The following is a 22,977-nucleotide window of genomic DNA, read 5'->3' as shown; positions in this document are numbered from 1 at the left end:
CCGGCCCTGCTGAGTACAGCATGCACTAAGTTGAGTCTATTCCGCTCAACCTTCGGATGAACGCTTGGGGTGCCCGGAGACGGTGTACCGGTCGAGCCGCGGCGCCGGCTGCCAGCCGCTGCGGACCGACGGCCCGGTCCGCCGGGTCAGCACCAGCAGCTCCCGGGCCGGCCCGCCCGGCCGGTGGCCGGCCGGCCAGACCGCGCGCAGCGGCCGCCGCAGGTCCAGCCCCTCGGCCAGCGGCACGGCCACCAGCCGCCGGGTCGCCAGCTCCTCCGTCACCGCCAGCTCGCTCAGGCAGACCGGTCCGGCGCCGGTCATCGCCGCCGCCTTCAGCGCGGTCGACGAGGCCAGCTCCAGCCGCGGCTTGGCGGCGCCGCCGAACGGCGCCAGTGCCATCTCCAGGACCTCCCGGGTGCCCGACCCGGGCTCGCGCAGCACCAGCGGGGTGGCGGCCAGCTCGGGGCCGGTCACCGGGGAGCGGCGGCGCGCCCAGGGGTGGCCCGGCGCCACCACGACCACCAGCCGGTCGGCGGCCACCACCGCGCCGGCCAGCCCCGGCGGGGTGGACGGGCCCTCGACGAAGCCGAGGTCGGCCTCGCCGGCCAGCACGTGCCCGGCGACGTCGGAGGAGTTGGCCGTCCGCAGGATCACCGCCGTGCCCGGGCTGCTGTCGTGCAGCGCCAGCAGCCAGCCCGGCATCAGGTACTCGGCGACGGTCAGGCTGGCCACCACCACCAGCCGGGCGTCCCGCCGCTCGCGCAGCGCGTCGATCCCGGCGTCCAGCGCGTGCGCCGCCTCGACCACGTGCCGGGCCCACTCGACCACCAGCAGCCCGGCCTTGGTCGGCCGGGAGCCGCGCGGGGACCGTTCCAGCAGGGGGACGCCGATCTGCCGCTCCATGCCCTTGATCCGGGCGCTCGCCGTCGGCTGGCTCACGCCCAGCTCGGCCGCCGCCCGGCCGACGCTGCCCAGTCGTGCCACCGTGAGGAGCAGTTCCAGGGCGCCGAGCTCGGGGACGTGCGGGGAGAGAGCCATAGACTCAGGCTATGCCCTCATAGGCCGGGGGGCGCTACCGGTGGCCGGAGGCGGACGGCACGGTGGTTCCATGGCCATCCTCACCGGCGTCCGACCGCTCACCCGCACCGCCCGCTTCGACCTCGCCCAGCTCGGTCCCAACTGGTACGCGGTGGTGATGGGCACCGCGATCGTCGGCAACGGCGCGGCCGCGCTGCCCGTCCGGCTGCCGGGGCTGATCGGCTTCGGCGAGCTGATGTGGGCGCTCGGGGCGGTCGCGCTGCTGGTGCTCGTCCCCGCGCGGGTGGTCCACCTCCTCCGGTACCGCGCCGAGGCCCGCGCCCACCTGCTGGACAACCCGGCCACCGCGGTCTTCTACGGGTGCCCGCCGATCGCCATGCTCTCGGTCGGCCTGGGCACCCTCACGCTCGGCTCGCGGGTGATCGGCACCGGCCCGGCCGTCGCGCTGGACGCGGCGCTCTGGGGCATCGGCACGCTCTATGCCCTGGCGGTCGCGGCCGGCGTCCCGTACCTGATGATCACCCGGCACGCCGTCTCCCCGCTGGAGGCCAACCCGACCTGGCTGCTGCCGGTGGTCGCGCCGCTGGTCGCCTCCGCGACCGGCCCCGCGCTCGTCCCGCACCTGCCGGCCGGCACCGCGCAGCAGAGCCTGCTGTACGGCTGCTGCGCGCTGTTCGGGGTCGGGCTGCTGGCCATCCTGGCGCTGCTGCCGGTGGTGCTCACCGGGCTGGTGCACAGCAAGCTGTCCGCCCTGGTGCTCACCCCGTCGCTCTTCCTGGTGCTCGGCCCGCTCGGCCAGTCCACCACGGCCGTCCACCAACTCGCCGACGCCGCACGCCCGGTGGCGCCGCAGCTGGCACCGGTGGCGCTCGCCCTCGCCGAGCTCTACGGGGTCGCGGTGCTCGGGGTCGCGATGCTCTGGCTGGTCATCGCCACCGCGGCCAACCTGCGGGCCCGCCGGGCCGGGATGCCCTTCACGATGACCTGGTGGGCCTACACCTTCCCGGTCGGCACCTGCGTCACCGGCGCCTCCGCGCTCGCCCGGCACACCGGTTTCGCCGGGTTCACCGGCCTCGCGGCCGGGCTCTTCGTCCTGCTGGCCGCCGCCTGGGCCGTGGCGGCCGGCGGCACCGCGGCCGGGCTGGCCGGCGGCAGGCTGCTGGCCCGCTAGCAGAGCCGTCACGGTAGCGGCAAGAGCGGTCACGATGGGTGACCGGAGGGCGGAGGGGGATTCTGTGAAGGGGTCGTGAAGGATCGGCGAAGGCTGCCCGATGGGGCAGTCCGGATTCGGAGCGCCCCGCTCCGCAGCCGACTGAACGGACGGTCGCCGCCCACCCCGCCATCGCCCTGACCTGGCCTTCCTTCCTCGACCCCGCCAGGCCGCCCGGGGGCCGCCGCGGATTCACGGTGCAGGTTCCTGCAATTGCGAAAACATGCAGTCGGGCGGCACTTGTTCACCGGCCGTCACGCTGTGATGGTGGAGACACGCCAAGCCGTCCGGGCGATCGCAGCCCGATGGTGGTGACTTGCTCTTCGATACTGGATGCGAGAGGTACGTCCGTACCTGCATGTCGGGGGGAAGAGCGCCGGCCGGGACGCCATGTGTGGTGATGGTCCCCGGGACCGGAACCGGCGAGGCGTTGCTGCTCCGCCTCGCCGGGAGCGCCCTGGGATTGGCGTGCTACCGGCGACCCCCGGGAAACCCGTGTGCGACGGCACCCGGTCCCCGGGGGTCCGCCGGTCCGCAGTACCGTGATCGCGTGCGGCGCGCGGTACCGCGACCACGATCGACCCGTGCGGGGGGCACGCGCGGCACAGGCAGATCCGAGACCCATCCGGCAGGGAGTGTTCGAGGTGACGGCGGATCCGACGGCCGCCCCGGGCACCAGCGCGCCGGGCGGTGAGCCCGACGAGGCGGCCCGGCAGCTCTACCTGGCCGTCCTCGCCGGCGGCGGCCGCGTCCCCGCCGCCGACGTCCCCGAGTCCGACCGGGCCGCGCTGCGGCTCCTGGTCGACATCGGCCTGCTGATGCCCAACCCGATGGACGCCTGCTACACCGCCGTCAGCCCGCGCTCGGTCAGCGACCGGCTCGGCGCCGAACTGCGCAGCGAGGCCACCCGGCTGCTGGTCCGCGCCGAGAACCTGCCCGGCGCGCTGGACACCCTCACCCAGGCGTACGACGCGATGCCCCGCCCGCCCGAGCGCTCCGGCGGCGCCGTCTACATCGAGGGCCACGTCCACATCCGCCAGCGCATCTCCCAACTGGTCGCCGACTGCCGGACGGAGGTCCTCACCGCCCAGCCGGGCCACCGCCCGGCCGACGCCCTGAAGATCGCGCTCCTCCAGGACCTCCGGCTGCTGCAGCGCGGCTGCTCGCTGCGCACCGTCTACCAGCCGGTCGCGGTCTCCGACCCGGCCGCGCTCGCCTACGCGGACGAGGTCACCCGGCACGGCTCGCAGATCCGGATCCTGGACGAGCCGTTCCAGCGCCTGTTCGTCTTCGACCGCTCGGTCGCGGTGATCTCCGCCAACGAGGACCACAGCACCGCCGCCTTCATCTCCGACCCGGCCGCGATCGCCTTCCTGGTCGGCGCCTTCGAACGCGACTGGGCCCGGGCCGACCCCACCGACTGGGCCGGCACCCTCGCCCGGGGCGTCGCGCAGGAGGCCCCCGACCGGGTCGGCCGGCTGCTCGCCAAGGGCCTCACCCAGCGCACCGTCGCCACCCGGCTGGGCCTCAGCGAGCGCACCGTGGCCGCGCACATCTCCCGGCTGCGCGAGCGCCACGGCGCGCAGACCCTGTTCCAGCTCGGTTGGCTGATGCGGGGCGGCCGCGATGACTGACGCCGCGATGACCGATGCCGCGATGACCGACGCCGCGACGACCGACGCCGCGACGACCGACGCCCCGCTGCCGGACGCCGACGCCCGCGAGCTGTACCGGACCATCCTGCGCGAGGGCGGCCGGCTGCCGATCGCCGAGGTGAGCGCCCAGGACGCCCGGTCGGTCCGGCAGCTGACCGACGTCGGGCTGCTCACACCGCGCTACGCGGACGGCGTGTACAGCGTGGTGAACCCGCGTGCCGTCGGGGAGCGGATCGGGGCCGGGCTGCGCGAGGAGGGGGCGCGCCTGCTGGCCCGGGCGGCGCTCGTCCCGGAGCTGATCGACGACCTGACGAAGGCCTACGACGCCGCGCCCGGCCGGGAGGACCGCACCGGCGGCGCCCGGCGGATCACCGGCATGGGGCAGATCCGCCACCTGATCTCACAGCTCGCCGACGAGCACCACCGCGAGGCCTGGGCGGCCCAGCCCGGCGGAGCCCGGCCGGCCGCCCACATGCGGGACGCGCTGGAGCACACCCGCCGCTACCTCGCCCGCGGCGGCACCATGCGCACGATCTACGAGGCGAGCGCCCGCCTCGACGCGCCGACGGTCGAGTACGCGGCGGCGTCGGCCCGGCTCGGCAGTCCGATCCGCACCCTGGCCGCGCCGTTCAGGCGGGTGCTGATCTTCGACCGCAGGGTGGCGCTGATCCCGGCCGCGCCGGACAACACCAGCGCGGCCCTGGTGGAGGACTCCGCGACGGTCGCCTTCCTGGTGGACGTGTTCGAGCAGCAGTGGCGGCAGGCGGAGGGGGTGAACTGGTCGGCGCTGGCCGCCGGCGCCACCGAGCCGGCGGTGCACGACCAGATCGGCCGGCTGCTGTCGCAGGGGCTGACGCAGCGGACGATCGCCGGCCGGCTGGGGCTGAGCGAGCGGACGGTGGCCGGTCACATCTCGCGCCTGCGCGAGCTCTACGACGCGGAGACGCTCTTCCAGCTCGGCTGGCAGATGCGGGGAGCCCGGCCGGGGGAGTCCGATGGGTGAGCCGGGGTCAGCCGGTCGCCGCGCCGGTCGGCCAGTAGCCGGTCGGACCGACCACCGGGGGCTGCTGGCGCGGGATGCTGAACTGGTCGCCGGGGGCGGTCCAGAAACCCTCGCGCAGCGAGAGCGCCATGCCGGCCCAGTCGAGGGCGGTCTCCACGGTGTGGTGGAGGGCCTCCTGCGACCAGGTGTCGTCGAAGACCAGCGGCAGCACCGGGGCGACCTGCTCGATGGTGGCGATCAGCGGGTTGTGCGTGATCGCCTCGTCCACCAGCAGGACGATCGGCTTGCGCAGCGCCGACGCCCAGCCCAGCTCCAGGCTCACACCGGCGGAGAGCGGCGCACCGACGTAGGCGAAGACCAGGTCGGCGGACTGCAGGGCCCGGAAGTCCGACGGCACCCGGGGCTCGGGGGCCCGGCCGGCGATCGTCCAGGCGTCACTGTGGTGGGCGCTGTACACGGCGGCACCGCTGCGCAGGAGCGTGGTGCGAAGTGTCGTCAGCCGCGTCCGGCTGGCCAGGGTCACCACGCTGTCCGCGGGGCCGGTCAACCGCATCAGCGGCGCGGCCAGGAACACACGTGCACGCCGGCCCTCGGGGGCCTGGCTGTCGTGGTGACGCAGGTAGGGCTCGGTCATGTCGACTCCGGGGGAAGGCCGACCGGATTGGGGGACGGTGCCGGCAGGCGTTGAGAGTAGTTGCTGCTTCAGGTGGATCCAGTGCCCTGTGGTGATGAAGAATTGACCGTACAGCAACAGGTTTTTGACCTGGTGCTGGACCATCGGGGGCGAACTGATCGTCTATCAGTGGTCACGCTCGCGTCCAGGTTTCTGCCCTGTCATCTGGCTGCCTGGCAGGGAGATGACGCCGCCGGGGGACAACGGGGAGGTGACACCACAACTCGGCGTGCGGCATCATGTGGACTCCAGTGCTATTAGTTCGGCTAGAGCAACTTTCGGAAAGGGAGTGGGCTGGTGTCCCGTATGTCCAGGCTTGTGCGCAAGGTCGTGCTTCCGATTGCCATCGCGGCCGGAGCTTTGGCCGGTGTCTGCGTCCTGTCAAACGGTACGCAGCCGCAGGTGGACGCAGGTGCCGGGGATTCCCGCGCCAAGGCCGCCGTTTACCTCGTCGCCAATGACATGAACTGGGGCTGACCGCTCCCTGTCATAGCGGACGTTCGAGTGCCGAAAGGCTCCAGGCGCGGGCGCCCGCCGCCGTTCGGGGCCCTCACTCCGGCCGGTGCTGCGCGGCCCGGCCGAGGACGTAGCCCAGCTGGAACAGGGAGTCGACGTTGTAGTCCTCCCGCATCTCGGCGATATGTCGCGCCAGTGTGCGCTCGCTGATGCCGAGTCTGCGGGCGATGACCCGATGGTTCGTACCGGAAAGAAGCAGGTCGATGATCGTCTGGCGCAGCCGGGAGACCACCTGCTGCGGGACGGTGGTGTCGCCGTCGAACTCCAGCGCCCGGCCCCAGTTCCGCTCGAATACCTCTTCCACGAGATATTTGATGACCGCCGGATCGTGGATGAAAGCGGCCAGGTCGTCATCGCCCACCGGAATTACCGCGAGCCGCCGGTCGACAATGATGAGGCGGGCATAGGGCTCGTCCAGGGTGCGAAACTGATAACCCTCCTTCGCCAGCCGGGACACGTATTCGCGGGTGGGCTGGTGGTATCGGGTGCTCGCGTTGTAGATCGTGCGCATCGAAGCGCCCTGCTGCAGGCTCTTGAGGTCCCGTTCCATTCCCGCGGCGAGCAGCTCGGGCGGGCGGGGGCCGCCCGGCTGCATGGCGAGGCCCTCGGTCATCCCGGTGGCCATGCATTGCTGGAGGCGCTGATTGATGAGCGCTTTGCCCTGGACGTATTCGATGGGGCCGCCCGACTGGTCGGGGCTGTGAAAGGCGTCGGCCAATTCGCTGAGATCGGCCGGCAGGGCGACCGCGCGGGCCAGCAGGTCGAGGGCCTGGCGCTGCCAGGCGGAGCTCAGGCTGAAGGAGAGCTGGGCCGGGTCGACCGCGATGAGCGAGCCGGGTTCGTCACTGTCCGGAATGAGCAGACCGAGGTCCATGAGCTCGCGGAGCGCGGCGGTCTCGCCCGGGCCGGCGCCGATTGTCAGCCGGCCGTTGCCGTGGACGGTCCTGAGATAGAGCGAGCGGGCGTCGGCAGACAGTATTCGCGGTCCGCCACCTGCGGAACCGGGCTGCTCTCGCCCACTCATCTTCGGCTCCCTGTCGTCGACCGGACAAGTAGTCAACGTTCTAAAGTCGGTTGTACCAGGCATCCTAGGTCGCGGTCACGGCTGGTAAGGACGGCCACCGACAGCACTGCCTGCCAGGGGCACGCTCCGGTCCAGCACTCTCTCACAGACGACCGAGCCGCCGGCACCCCCCGATCAGGAGGGAGCCGGCGGCGGGTGCCGTGGTGGCGGGGTTACCGCTTGGGGCGCCAGACGACCAGTGCGCTGGACTGGCTCGGCGGCTGGTACGGGACGAGGTCCCGCCGGTAGGAGGCGTGGACGGCGGCCTCGCGCTGCTGGAGCGCCGAGGCGGCGCCTTCGAGCGAGTCGACCAGCTCGGTGATCCGCGACTGCAGCGCGGTGACCTGGTTCTCCAGCTCGATGATCCGCTTGATGCCGGCGAGGTTGATGCCCTCGTCCTGGGACAGCCGCTGCACCTCGCGCAGCTGCTGGATGTCGCGGCTGGAGTAGCGGCGGCCGCGGCCCGCGGTGCGGTCGGGACAGACCAGGCCGAGCCGGTCGTACTGGCGCAGGGTCTGCGGGTGCAGGCCGGAGAGCTCGGCGGCGACCGAGATCACGTAGACCGGGGTGTCCTCGGTGAGGACGTAGTGCGGCGGCGGTGCCGCACGGCGGGCGCGCGGGGCGCCGCCGGGCAGGCCTTCGCCGATGCCGGGCCCGATCGGGCCGCTGTCGGGGGTCATCTGGTCGTCACGCTCCCTTCGCCGCCTTGAAGAGGGCGGCTCGCGGGTCGTCGGAGGCGGTGGCCTCGCGGTACTGCTCCAGGGCCGTCAGCGCGTCGCCGGTGACGTGCTGGGGCACCACGACCTCCACGGTGACCAGGAGGTCGCCCCGGGTGCCGTCCTTGCGGGTGGCGCCCTTGCCGCGGGCCCGCAGGGTGAGGCCGTTGGCGCTGCCCGGGGGCAGCCTGAGCTTCACCGAGGGGCCGTTGAGCGTCGGTACCTCGATGGTGCCGCCCAGAGCGGCTTCGGGGAAGGTCACCGGCACCGTCACCGTCAGGTTGTCGGCCTTGCGCCCGAAGACCGGGTGCGCGTCGACGTGCACGGTGACGTAGAGGTCGCCGGACTGGCCGCCGCGCTCGCCCTGGGCGCCCTTGCCCTTCAGCCGGATGCGCTGGGCGTCCTGGACGCCGGCCGGGATCCGGACCTGCATGGTGCGGGCCGAACTGGCCCGGCCGCTGCCGTGGCAGTCGGCGCACGGGTCGTCGACGATCATGCCGCGGCCGCGGCAGTCCCGGCACGGCTCGGACAGCGCGAAGGCGCCCTGGCCCCGGCTGACGGTGCCGGCGCCGACGCAGGTCGGGCAGACCCGCGGGGTGGTGCCGGCCTTGGCGCCGGTGCCGCTGCAGGTGCGGCAGGCGGCCTGGCTGGTCATCCGCAGCGGGACGGTCGCGCCGTCCACCGCCTCCTCGAAGGAGAGCGTCACCTCGGTCTCGACGTCCGCGCCGCGCCGCGGCTGGGCCTGCCGGCCGCCGCGGTTGAACAGGCCGCCGAAGACGTCGCCGATCCCGCCGCCGCCGGCGCCGCCGCCCTGGCTGCCGCTGAAGAGGTCGCCGAAGTCGAAGCTGTAGCTGCCCCCGCCGGGCCCGCCGGAGCGGAAGCCGCCGTTGGCGAAGAGCGTGCGCGCCTCGTCGTACTCCTTGCGGCGCTTCTCGTCCGACAGGACGTCATAGGCCTCGGAGATGTCCTTGAAGCGCTCTTCGGCCTTGGCGTCGCCCGTGTTCGCATCGGGGTGGAACTCGCGCGCCAGCTTGCGGTACGTCTTCTTGATCTCGGTGGCGGAGGCGTCCTTGGGCAGGCCGAGGACCTTGTAGTAGTCCTTCTCCACTCGCTCGCTCATGGCTGCCGCCACCTCCCGGAGTCAACAGGTAGGGATCCGGCGCGGGTGGGCCCGCCGGCCACGGATCCACCGGACTCCCCGCCGCGGGGAACCGGGTCAACGGATACGGCGCTGCGGAGCCGGCCGCCGTACTGGCCGGCGTACGACTCCGCAGCGCACGGGGTGTCAGCTGTCCGCGCCACCGTCAGCCTTGTCCGACTCCGCGGACTTCGCCGACTCGGCGTCCGGCGCGGAGGTGGTCTGGGTGCCCGGCTGGGGCTCCGCGACCGCCACCATCGCCGGGCGGATGATCCGCTCGCCGATCCGGTAGCCGGGCTGGAGGATCTGGACGCAGGTGTCCTCGGTGACGTCCGAGGAGTAGCTGTGCATCAGCGCCTCGTGCATGGTCGGGTCGAAGGGCTCGCCCTCCTTGCCGAACTGCTGGAGGCCCAGCTTGGCCACGACCGTCTCCAGCGACTCGGCGACGGACTTGAAGCCGCCCGTCACCTCGCCGTGCTCGCGGGCCCGGCCGATGTCGTCCAGCACCGGGATCAGGGACTCCAGGATGTTGGAGACCGCGATCTCGCGGACCGTCAGACGGTCCCGCTCGACCCGCTTGCGGTAGTTCTGGTACTCGGCCTGAAGGCGCTGGAGGTCGGCGGTCCGCTCGGCGAGCTGCTTGGCGGCGGCGTCGCCCGCGGCGCCGGTGGTGTCACCGGCTGCCGCGGCCTCCTCGGCGGCCTCGATCACGGCCTCCTCGGCGGCGGAGTCGTCGCCGGGCTCAGCACCCTGCGGCTTCTCCGTCATGCCGCACCGCCCTTGGGCTTCTCGTCGTCCACGATCTCGGCGTCGACGACGTCGTCGTCCTTGGCGCCGGCGGCGTCACCGGCCGGCGCGGCACCGGCGGCGTCGGCGTTGGCGTAGAGCGCCTGGCCGAGCTTCTGGGCGGTGGTGGAGACCTTCTCGGAGGCGTCGCGGATGGCCGCGATGTCCTCGCCCTTCAGGGTCTCCTTGAGCTCGCCGATGGCGGTCTCGACCTCGGTCTTGACGTCGGCCGGGAGCTTCTCCGCGTTGTCCGCGATGAACTTCTCGGTCGAGTAGACGAGCTGCTCGGCCTGGTTGCGGGTCTCGACCGACTCGCGGCGCTTGTGGTCCTCCTCCGCGTACTGCTCGGCCTCGCGCATCATGCGCTCGATGTCGTCCTTCGGCAGCGCGGAGCCGCCGGTGACGGTCATCTTCTGCTCCTTGCCGGTGCCGAGGTCCTTGGCGCCGACGTGCATGATGCCGTTGGCGTCGATGTCGAAGGTGACCTCGATCTGGGGCAGGCCGCGGGGGGCCGGCGGGAGACCGGTCAGCTCGAACATGCCGAGCTTCTTGTTGTACGCGGCGATCTCGCGCTCGCCCTGGTAGACCTGGATCTGCACGGACGGCTGGTTGTCCTCGGCCGTGGTGAAGATCTCCGAGCGCTTGGTCGGGATCGTGGTGTTGCGCTCGATCAGCTTGGTCATGATGCCGCCCTTGGTCTCGATGCCGAGGGACAGCGGGGTGACGTCGAGCAGCAGGACGTCCTTGACCTCGCCCTTGAGGACACCGGCCTGGAGCGCGGCGCCGATCGCGACGACCTCGTCCGGGTTGACGCCCTTGTTGGCGTCCTTGCCGCCGGTCAGCTCGCGGACGAGCTCGGCGACGGCGGGCATCCGGGTCGAGCCGCCGACCAGGACCACGTGGTCGATCTCGGACAGCGCGATGCCGGCGTCCTTGATGACGTTGTGGAACGGGACCTTGCAGCGCTCCAGCAGGTCGGAGGTGAGCTGCTGGAACTGGGCGCGGGTGAGCTTCTCGTCCAGGTGCAGCGGGCCCTCGGCGGAGGCCGTGATGTAGGGCAGGTTGATCGAGGTCTCGGAGGACGAGGACAGCTCGATCTTGGCCTTCTCGGCGGCCTCGCGCAGACGCTGGAGGGCCATCTTGTCCTTGGACAGGTCCACGCCGTGGCCGGCCTGGAAGACCTTGACCAGGTGGTCGACGACCTTCTGGTCCCAGTCGTCACCACCGAGGTGGTTGTCACCGTTGGTGGCCTTCACCTCGACGACCCCGTCGCCGATCTCCAGCAGGGACACGTCGAAGGTGCCGCCGCCGAGGTCGAAGACCAGAATGGTCTGGTCGTCCTTGTCCAGGCCGTAGGCCAGGGCGGCCGCGGTGGGCTCGTTGACGATGCGCAGGACGTTGAGGCCCGCGATCTCACCGGCCTCCTTGGTCGCCTGGCGCTCCGAGTCGGAGAAGTAGGCCGGGACGGTGATGACGGCGTCGGTGACCGTCTCGCCCAGGTAGGCCTCGGCGTCCCGCTTCAGCTTCTGCAGCACGAAGGCGCTGATCTGCTGGGGGTTGAAGTCCTTGCCGTCCAGGTTGATCTTCCACCCGGTGCCCATGTGGCGCTTGACCGAGCGGATGGTCCGGTCGACGTTGGTGACCGCCTGGCGCTTGGCGACCTCGCCGACCAGCACCTCGCCGTTCTTGGCGAAGGCCACGACGGACGGCGTGGTCCGCGCACCCTCGGCGTTCGTGATGACGGTGGGTTCGCCACCCTCAAGGACGCTGACGACCGAGTTCGTCGTACCGAGGTCGATGCCGACCGCGCGTGCCATCGTTGGTACCTCCACGGAAGAGTTGAGCTTTACAGGCTCAAGGATGCACGACTCGGCGGAGGGCGTCAACAGCTATGAGTCCCAGCGGCTCAACTTTGCTGAGCCGAAAATCGCGCCGACCCGCCGGGGAGGCGTGGTGCGCCGGGCTCGCGTGACTGCCGCCATACCTTGAGCATCTTCTGGAGGAGTGTTGACGGGCGGTAATGTCCGGGCCGTCGGCCCGGCAAGTTACCGACGAGTACACTCGCACGCGTAGAAACTCTCACCAGGAAGCCGCAGGAGACGGAGAGCCGATGCAGCTAGCAGCGATCGTCATCTCGCTGGTCACGTTTGTGATCGGCACCGCGCTCGCCGCCCGTGCGGCGATGTACATCTTCAAGGTGGTGCGGACGGGCCAGTCCGACCCCACCAGATTCGGCGTGCCCGCCCAGCGGGTGAAGACCGTGGCGGTCGAGTTCGTCGGCCACACCAGGATGAACCGCTGGGGCGTCGTCGGCATCGCGCACTGGTTCGTCGCGGTGGGCTTCTTCACCCTCGGCCTCACCCTGCTGACCGCCTTCTTCCAGCTGTTCGACGCCGAGTTCGTGCTGCCGGTGCTCGGCGGCTGGCTGCCGTACGAGCTCTTCACCGAGCTGGTCGGCACGCTGACCACGCTGGGCATCGCGACCCTGATCGTGATCCGGCTGCTCAGCCTGCCGTCGCGGTCCGGCCGCAAGTCCCGGTTCGCCGGCTCGATCGCCTGGCAGGCCTTCTACGTCGAGTACACGATCCTCGGCATCGGCCTCTGCATCATGATCCTGCGCGGCCTGGAGGGCGCGCTGGAGAACGTCGGCTCGTACGAGGCGAAGTACCTGATCTCCTACCCGCTGGTGCTGGCCTTCAAGGGCCTGGCGCACGGCACGCTGGAGAACCTGATCTACCTCTTCGCGATGCTGAAGATCTGCATCTCCTTCGCGTGGGCGATCACCATCGGCATCAACCCCTCGATGGGCGTGGCCTGGCACCGCTTCCTCGCCTTCTTCAACATCTACTTCAAGCGCGAGGAGGACGGCGGCACCGCGCTCGGCGCCCTGCGGCCGATGACCAGCGGCGGCGCCCCGATCGACTTCGAGGACCCGGCCGACGACGCCGTCTTCGGCGTCTCCCAGGTCGAGCACTTCTCCTGGAAGGGCATCCTCGACTTCTCCACCTGCACCGAGTGCGGCCGCTGCCAGTCGCAGTGCCCCGCCTGGAACACCGGCAAGCCGCTCTCGCCCAAGCTGCTGATCATGAGCCTGCGCGAGCACGCCTTCGCCAAGGCGCCGTACCTGCTCGCCGGCGGCGGCAAGGACATGGAGGGCGAGGAGCGCGCCACCGCCGAGCAGCTGGCCGGCGTGCCCGCCGAGGCGCTCGCCGAGGCCGAGCGCCCGCTGATCGGCACCGCCGAGGAGGGCGGGGTCATCGACCCCGACGTGCTCTGGTCCTGCACCACCTGCGGCGCCTGCGTCGAGCAGTGCCCGGTGGACATCGAGCACATCGACCACATCGTCGACATGCGCCGCTACCAGGTGATGATCGAGAGCTCCTTCCCGACCGAGGCCGGGACGATGCTCAAGAACCTGGAGAACAAGGGCAACCCGTGGGGCATGGCCACCAAGGCCCGCCTGGACTGGGTCAAGGAGCTGAAGAAGGAGACCGGCATCGAGGTGCCGGTGATCGGTGAGGACATCGACCCCGCCGAGGTCGAGTACCTCTACTGGGTCGGCTGCGCCGGCGCCCTGGAGGACCGCGCCAAGAAGACCACCAAGGCCTTCGCGGAGCTGCTGCACACCGCCGGCGTGCAGTTCGCGATCCTCGGCAAGGAGGAGTCCTGCACCGGTGACTCCGCCCGCCGCCTGGGCAACGAGTTCCTCTTCCAGATGCTCGGCGCGCAGAACGTCGAGACCCTGAACGCGGCGCTGGAGGACGCTCCGAAGAAGCGGATCGTCGCCACCTGCCCGCACTGCTTCAACACCATCGCCAACGAGTACCCGCAGCTGGGCGGCCACTTCGAGGTCATCCACCACACCCAGCTGCTGCAGCACCTGATCGACGAGGGCAAGCTCGTCCCGGTGAACCCGGTCGAGGGCCTGATCACCTACCACGACCCCTGCTACCTGGGCCGGCACAACAAGGTCTACAGCCCGCCGCGCGAGATCATGGACAAGGTCCCCGGTCTGCGCCAGCAGGAGATGCACCGCCACAAGGAGCGCGGCTTCTGCTGCGGCGCCGGTGGCGCGCGGATGTGGATGGAGGAGCGCATCGGCAAGCGGATCAACACCGAGCGCGTGGACGAGGCGCTGTCGCTCAACCCCGACATCGTCTCCACCGCCTGCCCGTTCTGCCTGGTGATGCTCTCCGACTCGGTCAACGGGAAGAAGAACGAGGGCGCGGCCAAGGAGCACCTGAAGGTGGTCGACGTCGCCCAGCTGCTGCTCGACTCGGTGAAGGCACTGCCGCCGGCCGAGCCGGCGGAGCCGGCGGAGACCGTCGACGCCTGACCGGTGACGCCTGACCGGTGACGCCTGACCGGTGACGGTCGGCCCGGTGCCTCCGGCCCGAGGGCGGTCGGCCCGGCCCACGACCGCCCGGCTGTTCGACAGTTCTGCTACAACTGCCCGGCCCGGTGGGTGCGACGAGCGCCCGCCGGGCCGGGCTTTTCGCCGGGCTCCGGTGCGGCTCGCACCCGGTTTTCCACCGGACTTGGCGCGGCGTTCTCCGGAGCGCCGCGCGGTGGGCGGGACGCCAACCGCCCGCCCGCCCGACCGGGCCCGGGTCGGAAGGAAATACAGTAGGCGCCGGACCGGCTCTGTGCCGGTCGACCCGTGCCGGCCGTCCGGACGGGTTTCCAGACCACTGACGGAGGTATCGGCCCGCCGGGCCGGGCCGCGGAGACCACAAGGGGAACAGCGCAGACCATGACCGAGGCGATCATGCTGGTCGGTGGTAAGGGCACGCGACTGCGTCCGCTGACCACCCACACCCCCAAGCCCATGCTGCCCGTGGCGGGCGTCCCGTTCATCGCGCACCAGCTGGCCCGCGCGGCCGCGGCCGGGGTGACCCGCGTGGTGCTCGCCACCTCCTACCTGGCCGAGGTCTTCGAGGACCACTTCCAGGACGGGACGCCGTACGGCATCGAGCTGGTCTACCTGACCGAGCGGGAGCCGCTCGGCACCGGTGGCGCGATCCGCAACGCGGCCTCCGGGCTGACCTGCGGCCCCGAAGAGCCGGTCCTGATCTTCAACGGGGACATCCTGTCCGGCGTCGACATCGCGGCCCTGCGCGACGGCCACGTGGCCGCCGGGGCCGACGTCACGCTGCACCTCACCCGGGTCGAGGACCCGCGCGCCTTCGGGCTCGTCCCGACCGACGAGGACGGGCGGGTGCTGGAGTTCCTGGAGAAGCCGGAGACGCCCGAGCAGATCGTCACCGACCAGATCAACGCCGGCTGCTACGTCTTCACCCGCTCGGTGATCGACCGGATCCCGGCCGGGCGCGAGGTCTCCGTCGAGCGCGAGACCTTCCCCGAGCTGCTGGCCACCGGCGCGCTGCTGCGCGGGGTGGTCGACACCTCGTACTGGCTGGACCTCGGGACGCCGGCGGCCTTCGTCCGCGGCTCGGCCGACCTGGTCCTCGGCAAGGTCGACTCCCCGGCCGTCCCCGGCCCCACCGGTGACGCCCTGCTGCTGCCCGGTGCCACCGTGCACCCCGGCGCCGTGCTGAGCGGCGGGACCGTGGTCTCCGCGGGCGCGGTGATCGAGGCCGGCGCGATCGTCGAGGGCAGCGTGATCCTGCCCGGCGCGTCCATCGGCCCGGACACCCTGGTCAAGGACTCGATCGTGGGCGCGTACGCGACCGTCGGCGACCGGACGGCGCTGGACGGCGCGGTGATCGGCGACGGCGCGATCGTCGAGTCGGACAACGAGCTGCCGAACGGCATCCGGGTCGCCTGCGGCACGCTGCTGCCGGTCGGCGCCGTCCGCACCTCGGCCGGCCCGGGCGGCTGCCCGGCCGGTGCCTCGGCGGCCGCGGCGGTGCACGCGCCGGCCGTGAGCGCGCAGCGGTAGGACCCGCCCGACACGGCGCCCCGGGCCCCGCCCGGGGCGCCGTCGTCACAGGCTCGCTGCAAACCGGCTCCGGCTCGGTGCCCGACCGACGCGGAGTCGGCCGGACGGGTACCTTCGGAGCGTGGCTGGTAATCGATACGACAGCGGTCAGGGCGCCGACCCCCGTGGCGGGTGGTCGGCTCCTCCCCCCTCGGCGGGGGCGCCCGGGGGGTACGGGCAGGCGGACGGTCCGGAGTACTTCACCGCTCCGCACCGGGGAACGGCACCGCGGCCGGGGGCGCCGTCCCCCGGTGGGCACGGCGGTCCCCAGGCCGGCGGGTACGACCCGTACGCGGCCGACCAGCCCGGGCACACCCGGGCCTTCCCGACCGGCGGCGACCCGTACGCGGGCGAGCCGTACCCGCAGCAGGGGTACCCGGCGGAGTACGGACAGCAGCCCTACCCGCAGGGGTACGAGCAGGGTTATGGCCAGGGCTACGACCGGGGGCGCGACCAGGGCTACGACCAGGCCTACGGCTACGGCGGCCAGGACGGTCAGCCGGACAACGTCGCGGTGTACCGGGCCGGCGGCCAGGCCGCCCCGCACGCCACCGGCCCGCGCCCGCGCTGGCGCGAGCTGCTGACCGGGATCTTCCGCAACCCGACGGCCACCTTCGACCGCACCCGCGACCACCAGGTCTGGCTGCCCGCGCTCACCGTCTCGCTGCTGTACGGCGCGCTGGCCGTGCTGGGCATCGGCCTGACCCACGACGACGTGGTCAACTCGACCTTCACCAGCGCGCTCACCGCGATGGTCGTCGCCGCGATCGGCTTCACCGTGGCCGGCGCCACGCTCGGCGCGGTCACCTACGCGCTGGCCCGCCAGTTCGGCGGGGACGGCCCGTGGAAGTCGACGGTCGGCCTCGCGGTGCTGATCGGCTGGACGACGGACGCGCCCCGGCTGCTGCTGGCGCTCGTGCTGCCGTCCGACAACCTCGTCGTCCAGGTCGTCGGCTGGGCCACCTGGCTGTTCTGCGCCGTCCTGCTGACCACGATGGTCCGCCGGGTGCACGACCTGCCGTGGGGCAAGGCGGCCGGCGCCGCCGCGCTCCAGCTGCTGGCGCTGCTGGTGCTGATCAAGCTGCCCACCCTCGGCTGATCAGCCGCCGTCCCGCTCCTGGGTCTCCTTCCTGGCGGTCCCTTCCGGCCGGTCGGCCGGTCCGTTCCCGGCCGAGGAACCGGGGAAGGCGCGGCGCGGGCCCGGGGGAGAATGGTCGACGGGCCCCGCCTGCGGGGCCCGTTCCGCTTCCACCACCCTCACGTCCACCACCCTCACGCGCACGGAGCCAGGCATGACCCTCCCCACCACCCACGTCAGCTTCCCGGCCGGGGCGGTGACCGGCGAGTCCCCGGTGCTCGCGGTGCACCCGCTGGACGGCGGCCGCCACGCGGTCGTCACCGCGGCGACGCCGTTCCACCCGCTCGACCACACCTGGCCCGACCAGCCGGCCGACCTCGGCACCCTGACCGTGGACGGCACCGAACTGGCCGTCGTCGACTGCCTGACCGGTGCGGTGGGCCCGGACGGCGGCGCGCCGCTGGTCGGCGCCGACATCCCGGTCCGGCGCGGTGACGAGGAGTGGTCCTGGCTGGTCCTGCACGTGGTCGAGGGGGCCCCGGAAGGCCTCGTCGGCAAGACCGCGGCGCTCGCCGTCGACCCGGGCCGGCGCGCCGCCCTCTGCGCCTCGCACAGCGGCTGCCACCTGCTCGCGCTCGCCCTGAACGCGGCCCTCGCGCCGCGCTGGCGCAAGGACCCGGGCCGCGCCGACGCCTTCGGCAACCCGGACTTCGACAGCCTCGCGATGGCGAGCTCCGTGATGGACACCGAGGCGAGCACCGACACCTACCGGCTCGGCAAGTCGCTGCGCAAGAAGGGCTTCACCGCCGAGGCGACCGACGAGTTCCCGGCCCTCGCCGACGCCCTGCCCGACCTCACCGAGGCGGTCAACCGGCAGCTGGCCGCCTGGGTCGCCGCCGACGCGCCGGTCCGCATCGACGTCCCCGGCCCCGAGCTGACCGCCCGCCGCCAGTGGCACTGCGAGCTGCCCGAGGGCGCCGCGCAGATCTCCTGCGGCGGCACCCACCTGCACCACCTCGGCGAGCTGGCGGCGCTCCGCACCGAGCTGCGGCTCTCCGAGGACGGCAGCGAGCTGGTCGCCGTCACCCGCCCCGAGCGGGTCTGAGCACCACCGGGAACGCCGCGGGCGGCCACCCCTCGACGGAGGGGCGGCCGCCCGCTGTGCGTGCGCTCGGTGTGCTCGGGACCGTCCGGGCTCAGATGTCCGTGCGGTGGAAGTTCAGGTAGGACCGGGACGGCGTCGGGCCGCGCTGGCCCTGGTAGCGCGAGCCGTACCGCGCCGAGCCGTACGGGTGCTCCGACGGCGAGGAGAGGCGGAACAGGCAGAGCTGCCCGATCTTCATCCCCGGGTAGAGCTTGATCGGCAGCGTCGCGACGTTCGACAGCTCCAGCGTGACGTGCCCGCTGAAGCCGGGGTCGATGAAGCCGGCCGTGGAGTGCGTCAGCAGGCCGAGCCGGCCCAGGCTGGACTTGCCCTCCAGCCGCGAGGCCACGTCGTCCGGCAGCGAGATGACCTCGTAGGTCGACGCCAGCACGAACTCGCCGGGGTGCAGGATGAACGCGTCGTCGCCCTCCGGCTCGACCAGCCGGGTCAGGTCCGGCTGCTCCTCGGAGGGGTCGATGTGGGGATACCGGTGGTTCTCGAACACCCGGAAGAAGCGGTCCAGTCGCACATCGATACTGGACGGCTGGATCATCGCGGGGTCGAACGGGTCGATCACGACCCGGCCCTTGTCGATCTCGGCCCGAATGTCCTTGTCAGAGAGCAGCACGCTCCGAGGTTACGTGCACGACGGGGCCCCGGACGAATCGTCCGGGGCCCCGTCCGTCCTGGTACCCGCCCTCAGGCGAGGAACTCCGCGGCCTCCAGCCGCATCGCCCGGGCCAGTTGCGGCGCGGACAGCTCCCGTACGTCGGCCAGCACCGAACTGCGCATCCGCCCGCACTGCGGGCAGCGGATCAGCCGCCCGGGCCCCAGCCGGCCCGGCCCGAGGTTCTGCATCGGGAACGTGGTGGTGCTGAACAGGTGCCCCTCGGCACAACGAACGACGGCGCGCTGCTCCATCGGTCCCCTTCCCATCCTTACCCCGGTACTCACCCGTACTCTTCGCACCCCGAACGGCCGAGCCTTCGGGACAGCGTCACATTAGGGGATGTTCCGGACATTCCGCAGGATGCCTCGCCGCCCCGGAACCCACCCGCCGGAGCACTCTCACGCGGCCCACACAGTACGCCTCCACCCCCACCCCGGGCGGCTCCGCCACGACCCCGGGCCACCTGTGCAACGGGCGTCACGGATGGGGTACAGTGGGTGCAGATCGAGCGGTCTCTGACGGCTCATCAGGCGGGCGTAGTTTAATGGTAGAACATGAGCTTCCCAAGCTTATAGCGCGAGTTCGATTCTCGTCGCCCGCTCAGAGGTAAAGCCCCAGGTCAACGGCCTGGGGCTTTCTTGTTGTCTAGGCCAATGTCGGGTCGTCGCACCAGATCGTCGCTGGCGTAGTGTTGGATTCGTCGGATTTCGGTCGCCGGGCCGCCCTTCAGGGGCGCGCGCGACGCGTCTCAAATCGCGAGATCAACTCTTAGTGATATGGGCCACTTCCGGAGTTCCTGAATGCAGGGTCCGCAGGCGTGCATCGCGGCCTGAGCACCGGAGACGCTCGCCGGGGGCGATCCACACGACTCGCGTCCACTGCTGGCCGCAGCGCAGCCAGCAGAAGCCGTCGACTCAGTGGTTGCTGTCGTCGGTAGCTGGCGGGGAAGGCAGGCCGCCACGGTCGAACTCGGTGATGCCGGGTATCACCCTGTGCGGCACGGCCAGTTCGGTCAGTACGAGGTCACCTCCCTGGTCGACTTCCGTCGTCGGCCTGGGCAGCGTACGGCTGGGTCGAGCCCGAGACAGTTTCGACCTCGGGCGCCCTGTTGGTGTCCAGCCCCGCGATCGGCGCCCACTCGTGCTCCAGGATCGAGTAGGTGATGGAGTCGCGCCAGGCTCCGCGGACGAAGACATGGTCACGGATCCGGCCGTCCTCGGTCATTCCGGCCCGCAGGAGGGTGCGCGCTGAAGCCTCGTTGAGAGGCGAGCGCGCCGCCCAGATGCGGTGCAGACCGAGGACGTTGAAGCCGAGTGCGCACAGCAGGTGGACGGTCTCGGTTCCGAGTCCCTTGCCCCACTCGGCCGGGTGCAGTGCGAAACCGACGGTGGCTGCCTCCTGCGGCTCGGTCGCGAGACGTGCGTAGCCGATCAGCTGGCGCTCGCCGACCAGGGTGATGGCGAGGCAGTACTCGGTTCTCGGGGTGTCCTTCGCGGAGGCGATGGAGCGGTCGATGATCCGCTGGACCTGGGCGGCGGTGCGGGGCTCGAAGCTGAGGTGCCGGGTGGCGTCGGGGTCGCCGTAGACGGCCAGCAGGGCTTCGGTGTCGTCGGGCTCGACTTCGCGCAGTGCCAGGCGGGGGCCGGCCAGGTGGACTGGAGTCATGGCTGCGGAGCCTACCTGCGGGTCACCGGACGAGGACCGACGTCGGGGTCGCAGTGAACGCTTCGATCTCCTCGCGCAGGCCGGCACCCGCACCGCCACTTCGTCGGCCGTTGGCGTGCAGCGCGGCGTGGACGCGTTGGGCGCTGCTGGTTATGCCGAAGTTCCGCTGCTCGGCGGGGAGATCGAGCACCGGGCGGACGGCCTCGACGGCTCCCTCGATCTCGCCACGTGCGATCCGGGCGAGAGCGAGGTCGGTCTGCGCGCCGGCCTCGTCGCCGAAGGCCCACTCGTCCTCGGAAGCGTTGCGGTACGCGTTGACGGCGGCCTCCGACCGGCTCTCTCCGAGCCCGGGGTCCTCGCCCAGGTGCACGGTGGCCTCGGCCACGTAGTAGAGCTGCCGGGGCGCGGGGAAGGTCATGATGCCGCCGAAGCCGTCGAGTTCGTCGAGTTCGACCACCGAGCGGGCGTCCTCGGCCTGCTGGATGGCGGTGCGGGTGGCCTCTCCGTCGCCGAGGAGGGCGTGGGCGCGGGCCGAGAGACAGGCCAGCCACACGCTGGTGGTGCCGCGGACGCCGCTGGCGGCGGCCTGCCCGAGGGTGGCGTAGTCGGCGGCCTCGGCGGGTCGGCCCGCCCAGTAGGAGATGAGCGACTGCAGGGAGCGGACCCAGGCGCGCATGGCGTGGTGGTCGGCGTTGTCGGCGCACACGAAGGCGGTGCGGGCCTGCATCATCGCGGCGCTCGGGTTGCCCAGGTCGTGGCTGGCTTTGGCGAGCATGCCGGACGTGATCCCGGCGAGTAGGTAGAGCTCGCGGGCCTGGAGTGGCTTGACCCGGCCGTGTTCCAGCAGGCGGAAGGTGAGGTCCTGTACCTCGACCAGGTCGCCGAGAAAGGTCGGAAGCGCCAGTCTCGGGTACGCGACGGTCAGCCGTCGCACCTCGTCCTGAATCTGGCCCAAGGTTTCCGGGCCGACACTGCTGCCCTCCGCCATCACGGTGAACCGAAGCGCACGACGAGCCGCCATCGCAACCTGCCTTTCCAATTCTGTGGTGCCCGCCTCGAAGCGGGTCTCGCTGCTGAACGGACCACCGGCAGGCAGCAGCTGTGCCTGCTCGGGTGGGAGGAGGACAGAGAGCGGCCGTGGCGGTGGGATGACGAGCGAGGAGCCGACCGGAGGCATCGGCGGTGAAGCGGCCGGCGCGGGTGCGAGGAGGAGATCGACGCTGACGCCGAACATGGCCTCCAGTACCCGGCACTGATCCGGGTACGGGCGGGTCTTCACCGCGCCGCCGTACCAGCGCTCGAACTGCCGCTTGGAGACGGACAGGCCCGCAAGCGACGGGTCGCCCTCGTCCAGCGCCAAGCGGTGTGCCGCTTCCTCGAACCGGAGCAGGAAGGTCTTGTAGACCTGCCAGTGCCGCTGCAGCGTCAAGACCCTTAAGAGCGTGGGAGTTTCAGCCACGGCAGATCCCCTCCGGTCTCCGTTCGTCTGTTCTGACGATAGCCCCGGCCGATCAGCGGGAAACCCCTTCCGCAGGCTCTGCCGACCAGATGACGGCAGCCATGACGGCAGTGATGACGCACTGCGACGCGGACCAGCCGTCCGGGCGGGAACGAGGGCGGCCTCGCGACGGCGGTGACGTCGTATCCATGCGCTCCGGCCCGACGCCATGCTGAACGGCACTTCGCTGTCCGTGCACCACCGACAGCGAAGCGTGAGATCGGGTGTGCGGCCACAGCACCACCCGACCAACCCCATCCAGCACCACGTGCCCACCGGCCCACGACTCGTGGGCCGGCAACGGGAGGGAACAGATGGACAGCACCTTGACCACTCTGGCCGGACAGATCGCCCAACTCGACGCCGTCGACCCCGCCCAGCTGGAGCGGATGCGCCACGAGGCCCTGACCGCTCCGGCCCCCTGGAAGGCGGAGTACAGCACCTACCAGTCCGGCGGCTGGTGGACGACCTCGCTGATGAACGGCTCCGGCGACGCCGCCGACGTGACGATCGACGACTGCGCCGCAAGGCCGACCGGCCTGCTGGCCCGGATGCCGGCCACCTCCGCGCTCCTGGCCGACCTGGGTCTGAACTACATGTGGGTGCGGCTCGCGCGGCTGGAGGCCAACGCCTTCCTCTGGGAACACCGCGACTACGACGAGCTCGACCAAGTCGAGCGGCACCGGCTGCACATTCCGCTGCACACCAACACGTCGGCGTTCCTGGTCACCGGCGGCACCAAGGTGCACATGACCGGCGGACGGATCTGGCGGCTGACGCCGACCTACGCCCACGGGGTGTGCAACCTGCTCGGCCCTGACCGTATCCACTTGATCGCCGACGTGTACGCCGACGACACCTACCGGCGCCTGGCCCGGCGCCCTTCTCTTCACCCCGCCAACGCCGAGCCACTCCCCGCCGCGAAGGAGACGCTCCTCGCCGAGCGGCTGCAGGCCGCCCGGAGCATGGCCGAGCTCGGCTACCCCGAGGCCGCCGAGCGGATGTTGCTTCGGCTCTTCTACGCCTACGCCCTCCCCGAGGGCACGGTCTACGACCTGATCGCCGAGCTGCACACCTCGCTCGGCGACATGGAGGCCACTACACGCTGGACGGCGGCCAAGCGACGCCTCCTCGCCATCACGGCCTGACCGGCCACCCGACAAACCCAGTCCCGCCGGAATCC

General features: G+C 71.7%; 19 protein-coding genes, 1 tRNA gene and 1 pseudogene. 10 read left to right on the top strand and 11 right to left on the bottom strand.

Annotated features, from left to right (window positions below; translation table 11 throughout):
- Positions 1-45 precede the first annotated feature (45 nt).
- A complete protein-coding gene (locus ABT263_RS07090) occupies positions 46-1,038 on the bottom strand; it encodes a LysR family transcriptional regulator (protein ID WP_352288453.1) in 993 nt (330 codons plus the stop codon).
- 70 nt (positions 1,039-1,108) lie between these two features.
- Here ABT263_RS07090 and ABT263_RS07085 point away from each other — a divergent pair, with 70 nt between their 5' ends.
- The 3 genes from ABT263_RS07085 to ABT263_RS07075 all read left to right on the top strand — a co-directional run bounded on the left by ABT263_RS07085 (position 1,109) and on the right by ABT263_RS07075 (position 4,906).
- The gene (locus tag ABT263_RS07085; protein ID WP_352288451.1) at positions 1,109-2,209 is read left to right on the top strand and encodes a TDT family transporter; all 1,101 of its coding nucleotides are present in this window, start codon (positions 1,109-1,111) and stop codon (positions 2,207-2,209) included.
- Between the two features lie 683 nt (positions 2,210-2,892).
- Positions 2,893-3,882, top strand: a complete 990-nt coding sequence (locus tag ABT263_RS07080; protein WP_352288449.1) for a LuxR C-terminal-related transcriptional regulator — start codon at positions 2,893-2,895, stop codon at positions 3,880-3,882.
- Positions 3,875-4,906: a helix-turn-helix transcriptional regulator gene (locus ABT263_RS07075; protein ID WP_352288446.1), complete on the top strand. Its 1,032-nt coding sequence runs from the start codon at positions 3,875-3,877 to the stop codon at positions 4,904-4,906. The genes ABT263_RS07080 and ABT263_RS07075 overlap by 8 nt, the downstream gene beginning before the upstream one ends.
- A gap of 7 nt (positions 4,907-4,913) precedes the next feature.
- Here the strand turns inward: ABT263_RS07075 and ABT263_RS07070 are convergent, their stop codons facing one another.
- Positions 4,914-5,540 (bottom strand): hypothetical protein, encoded by a 627-nt coding sequence (locus ABT263_RS07070; RefSeq protein ID WP_329488718.1) that lies wholly within the window; start codon positions 5,538-5,540, stop codon positions 4,914-4,916.
- A 357-nt stretch (positions 5,541-5,897) separates the two neighbouring features.
- Here ABT263_RS07070 and ABT263_RS07065 point away from each other — a divergent pair, with 357 nt between their 5' ends.
- Complete coding sequence (locus ABT263_RS07065; RefSeq protein ID WP_352288445.1) at positions 5,898-6,056, top strand: hypothetical protein; 159 nt, start codon at positions 5,898-5,900, stop codon at positions 6,054-6,056.
- Between the two features lie 73 nt (positions 6,057-6,129).
- On the opposite strand, the gene ABT263_RS07060 is transcribed toward ABT263_RS07065, so the two are convergent.
- The 5 genes from ABT263_RS07060 to dnaK form a co-directional block, all read right to left on the bottom strand.
- Positions 6,130-7,119: a helix-turn-helix domain-containing protein gene (locus ABT263_RS07060; RefSeq protein WP_352288442.1), complete on the bottom strand. Its 990-nt coding sequence runs from the start codon at positions 7,117-7,119 to the stop codon at positions 6,130-6,132.
- 212 nt (positions 7,120-7,331) lie between these two features.
- On the bottom strand, positions 7,332-7,838 hold the full coding sequence (locus tag ABT263_RS07055; RefSeq protein ID WP_329488715.1) for a heat shock protein transcriptional repressor HspR: 507 nt from the start codon (positions 7,836-7,838) through the stop codon (positions 7,332-7,334).
- A gap of 7 nt (positions 7,839-7,845) precedes the next feature.
- Positions 7,846-8,994: a molecular chaperone DnaJ gene (gene dnaJ, locus ABT263_RS07050; protein WP_329488714.1), complete on the bottom strand. Its 1,149-nt coding sequence runs from the start codon at positions 8,992-8,994 to the stop codon at positions 7,846-7,848.
- Positions 8,995-9,159: 165 nt separating this feature from the next.
- On the bottom strand, positions 9,160-9,780 hold the full coding sequence (gene grpE, locus ABT263_RS07045) for a nucleotide exchange factor GrpE (RefSeq protein ID WP_329488713.1): 621 nt from the start codon (positions 9,778-9,780) through the stop codon (positions 9,160-9,162).
- Complete coding sequence (dnaK, locus tag ABT263_RS07040) at positions 9,777-11,615, bottom strand: molecular chaperone DnaK (RefSeq protein WP_352288440.1); 1,839 nt, start codon at positions 11,613-11,615, stop codon at positions 9,777-9,779. The genes grpE and dnaK overlap by 4 nt, the downstream gene beginning before the upstream one ends.
- A 293-nt stretch (positions 11,616-11,908) precedes the next feature.
- Here dnaK and ABT263_RS07035 point away from each other — a divergent pair, with 293 nt between their 5' ends.
- From ABT263_RS07035 to ABT263_RS07020, 4 genes and pseudogenes are all read left to right on the top strand, one after another.
- A complete protein-coding gene (locus ABT263_RS07035; protein WP_352288438.1) occupies positions 11,909-14,134 on the top strand; it encodes a (Fe-S)-binding protein in 2,226 nt (741 codons plus the stop codon).
- Between the two features lie 417 nt (positions 14,135-14,551).
- Positions 14,552-15,625 (top strand): annotated as a pseudogene (manB, locus tag ABT263_RS07030) (mannose-1-phosphate guanylyltransferase); the annotation flags it as partial.
- Positions 15,626-15,821: 196 nt separating this feature from the next.
- A complete protein-coding gene (locus ABT263_RS07025; protein WP_352288436.1) occupies positions 15,822-16,838 on the top strand; it encodes a YIP1 family protein in 1,017 nt (338 codons plus the stop codon).
- 193 nt (positions 16,839-17,031) lie between these two features.
- Positions 17,032-17,922, top strand: a complete 891-nt coding sequence (locus ABT263_RS07020) for an alanyl-tRNA editing protein (RefSeq protein ID WP_352288433.1) — start codon at positions 17,032-17,034, stop codon at positions 17,920-17,922.
- Positions 17,923-18,013: 91 nt separating this feature from the next.
- Here the strand turns inward: ABT263_RS07020 and dcd are convergent, their stop codons facing one another.
- Complete coding sequence (gene dcd / locus ABT263_RS07015; RefSeq protein ID WP_329488708.1) at positions 18,014-18,589, bottom strand: dCTP deaminase; 576 nt, start codon at positions 18,587-18,589, stop codon at positions 18,014-18,016.
- Positions 18,590-18,660: 71 nt separating this feature from the next.
- Complete coding sequence (locus ABT263_RS07010; RefSeq protein WP_329488707.1) at positions 18,661-18,882, bottom strand: hypothetical protein; 222 nt, start codon at positions 18,880-18,882, stop codon at positions 18,661-18,663.
- A gap of 279 nt (positions 18,883-19,161) precedes the next feature.
- On the opposite strand from ABT263_RS07010, the gene ABT263_RS07005 reads away from it, so the two are divergent.
- Positions 19,162-19,232 (top strand) — tRNA-Gly (locus ABT263_RS07005).
- A gap of 422 nt (positions 19,233-19,654) precedes the next feature.
- On the opposite strand, the gene ABT263_RS07000 is transcribed toward ABT263_RS07005, so the two are convergent.
- Together ABT263_RS07000 and ABT263_RS06995 are read right to left on the bottom strand one after the other, a co-directional pair.
- On the bottom strand, positions 19,655-20,296 hold the full coding sequence (locus tag ABT263_RS07000; RefSeq protein ID WP_352288431.1) for a GNAT family N-acetyltransferase: 642 nt from the start codon (positions 20,294-20,296) through the stop codon (positions 19,655-19,657).
- 22 nt (positions 20,297-20,318) lie between these two features.
- A complete protein-coding gene (locus ABT263_RS06995) occupies positions 20,319-21,725 on the bottom strand; it encodes an NsdA family TPR-like regulatory protein (protein WP_352288429.1) in 1,407 nt (468 codons plus the stop codon).
- A 383-nt stretch (positions 21,726-22,108) separates the two neighbouring features.
- Here ABT263_RS06995 and ABT263_RS06990 point away from each other — a divergent pair, with 383 nt between their 5' ends.
- The gene (locus tag ABT263_RS06990; RefSeq protein WP_352288426.1) at positions 22,109-22,942 is read left to right on the top strand and encodes an aspartyl/asparaginyl beta-hydroxylase domain-containing protein; all 834 of its coding nucleotides are present in this window, start codon (positions 22,109-22,111) and stop codon (positions 22,940-22,942) included.
- The last annotated feature ends 35 nt before the right edge of the window (positions 22,943-22,977 follow it).

Origin of the sequence: Kitasatospora sp. NPDC001603 (assembly GCF_040298365.1) — a bacterium.
In the GTDB taxonomy this organism is placed as follows: Bacteria; Actinomycetota; Actinomycetes; order Streptomycetales; family Streptomycetaceae; genus Kitasatospora.
The sequence above is the reverse complement of the archived record's forward strand: the minus strand, read 5'-3'. Positions and strand labels throughout refer to the sequence as shown.

What these genes read in the sequence shown, in the direction of transcription:
- ABT263_RS07075 (WP_352288446.1), top strand. Translation starts at nt 3,875, where the DNA reads ATGACTGACGCCGCGATGACCGATGCCGCGATGACCGACGCCGCGACG.
- grpE (WP_329488713.1), bottom strand. Translation starts at nt 9,780, where the DNA reads ATGACGGAGAAGCCGCAGGGTGCTGAGCCCGGCGACGACTCCGCCGCC.
- dnaJ (WP_329488714.1), bottom strand. Translation starts at nt 8,994, where the DNA reads ATGAGCGAGCGAGTGGAGAAGGACTACTACAAGGTCCTCGGCCTGCCC.
- dnaK (WP_352288440.1), bottom strand. Translation starts at nt 11,615, where the DNA reads ATGGCACGCGCGGTCGGCATCGACCTCGGTACGACGAACTCGGTCGTC.
- ABT263_RS06990 (WP_352288426.1), top strand. Translation starts at nt 22,109, where the DNA reads ATGGACAGCACCTTGACCACTCTGGCCGGACAGATCGCCCAACTCGAC.
- ABT263_RS07035 (WP_352288438.1), top strand. Translation starts at nt 11,909, where the DNA reads ATGCAGCTAGCAGCGATCGTCATCTCGCTGGTCACGTTTGTGATCGGC.
- ABT263_RS07020 (WP_352288433.1), top strand. Translation starts at nt 17,032, where the DNA reads ATGACCCTCCCCACCACCCACGTCAGCTTCCCGGCCGGGGCGGTGACC.
- ABT263_RS07090 (WP_352288453.1), bottom strand. Translation starts at nt 1,038, where the DNA reads ATGGCTCTCTCCCCGCACGTCCCCGAGCTCGGCGCCCTGGAACTGCTC.
- ABT263_RS07010 (WP_329488707.1), bottom strand. Translation starts at nt 18,882, where the DNA reads ATGGAGCAGCGCGCCGTCGTTCGTTGTGCCGAGGGGCACCTGTTCAGC.
- ABT263_RS07000 (WP_352288431.1), bottom strand. Translation starts at nt 20,296, where the DNA reads ATGACTCCAGTCCACCTGGCCGGCCCCCGCCTGGCACTGCGCGAAGTC.
- ABT263_RS07055 (WP_329488715.1), bottom strand. Translation starts at nt 7,838, where the DNA reads ATGACCCCCGACAGCGGCCCGATCGGGCCCGGCATCGGCGAAGGCCTG.
- ABT263_RS07070 (WP_329488718.1), bottom strand. Translation starts at nt 5,540, where the DNA reads ATGACCGAGCCCTACCTGCGTCACCACGACAGCCAGGCCCCCGAGGGC.
- ABT263_RS07060 (WP_352288442.1), bottom strand. Translation starts at nt 7,119, where the DNA reads ATGAGTGGGCGAGAGCAGCCCGGTTCCGCAGGTGGCGGACCGCGAATA.
- ABT263_RS07085 (WP_352288451.1), top strand. Translation starts at nt 1,109, where the DNA reads ATGGCCATCCTCACCGGCGTCCGACCGCTCACCCGCACCGCCCGCTTC.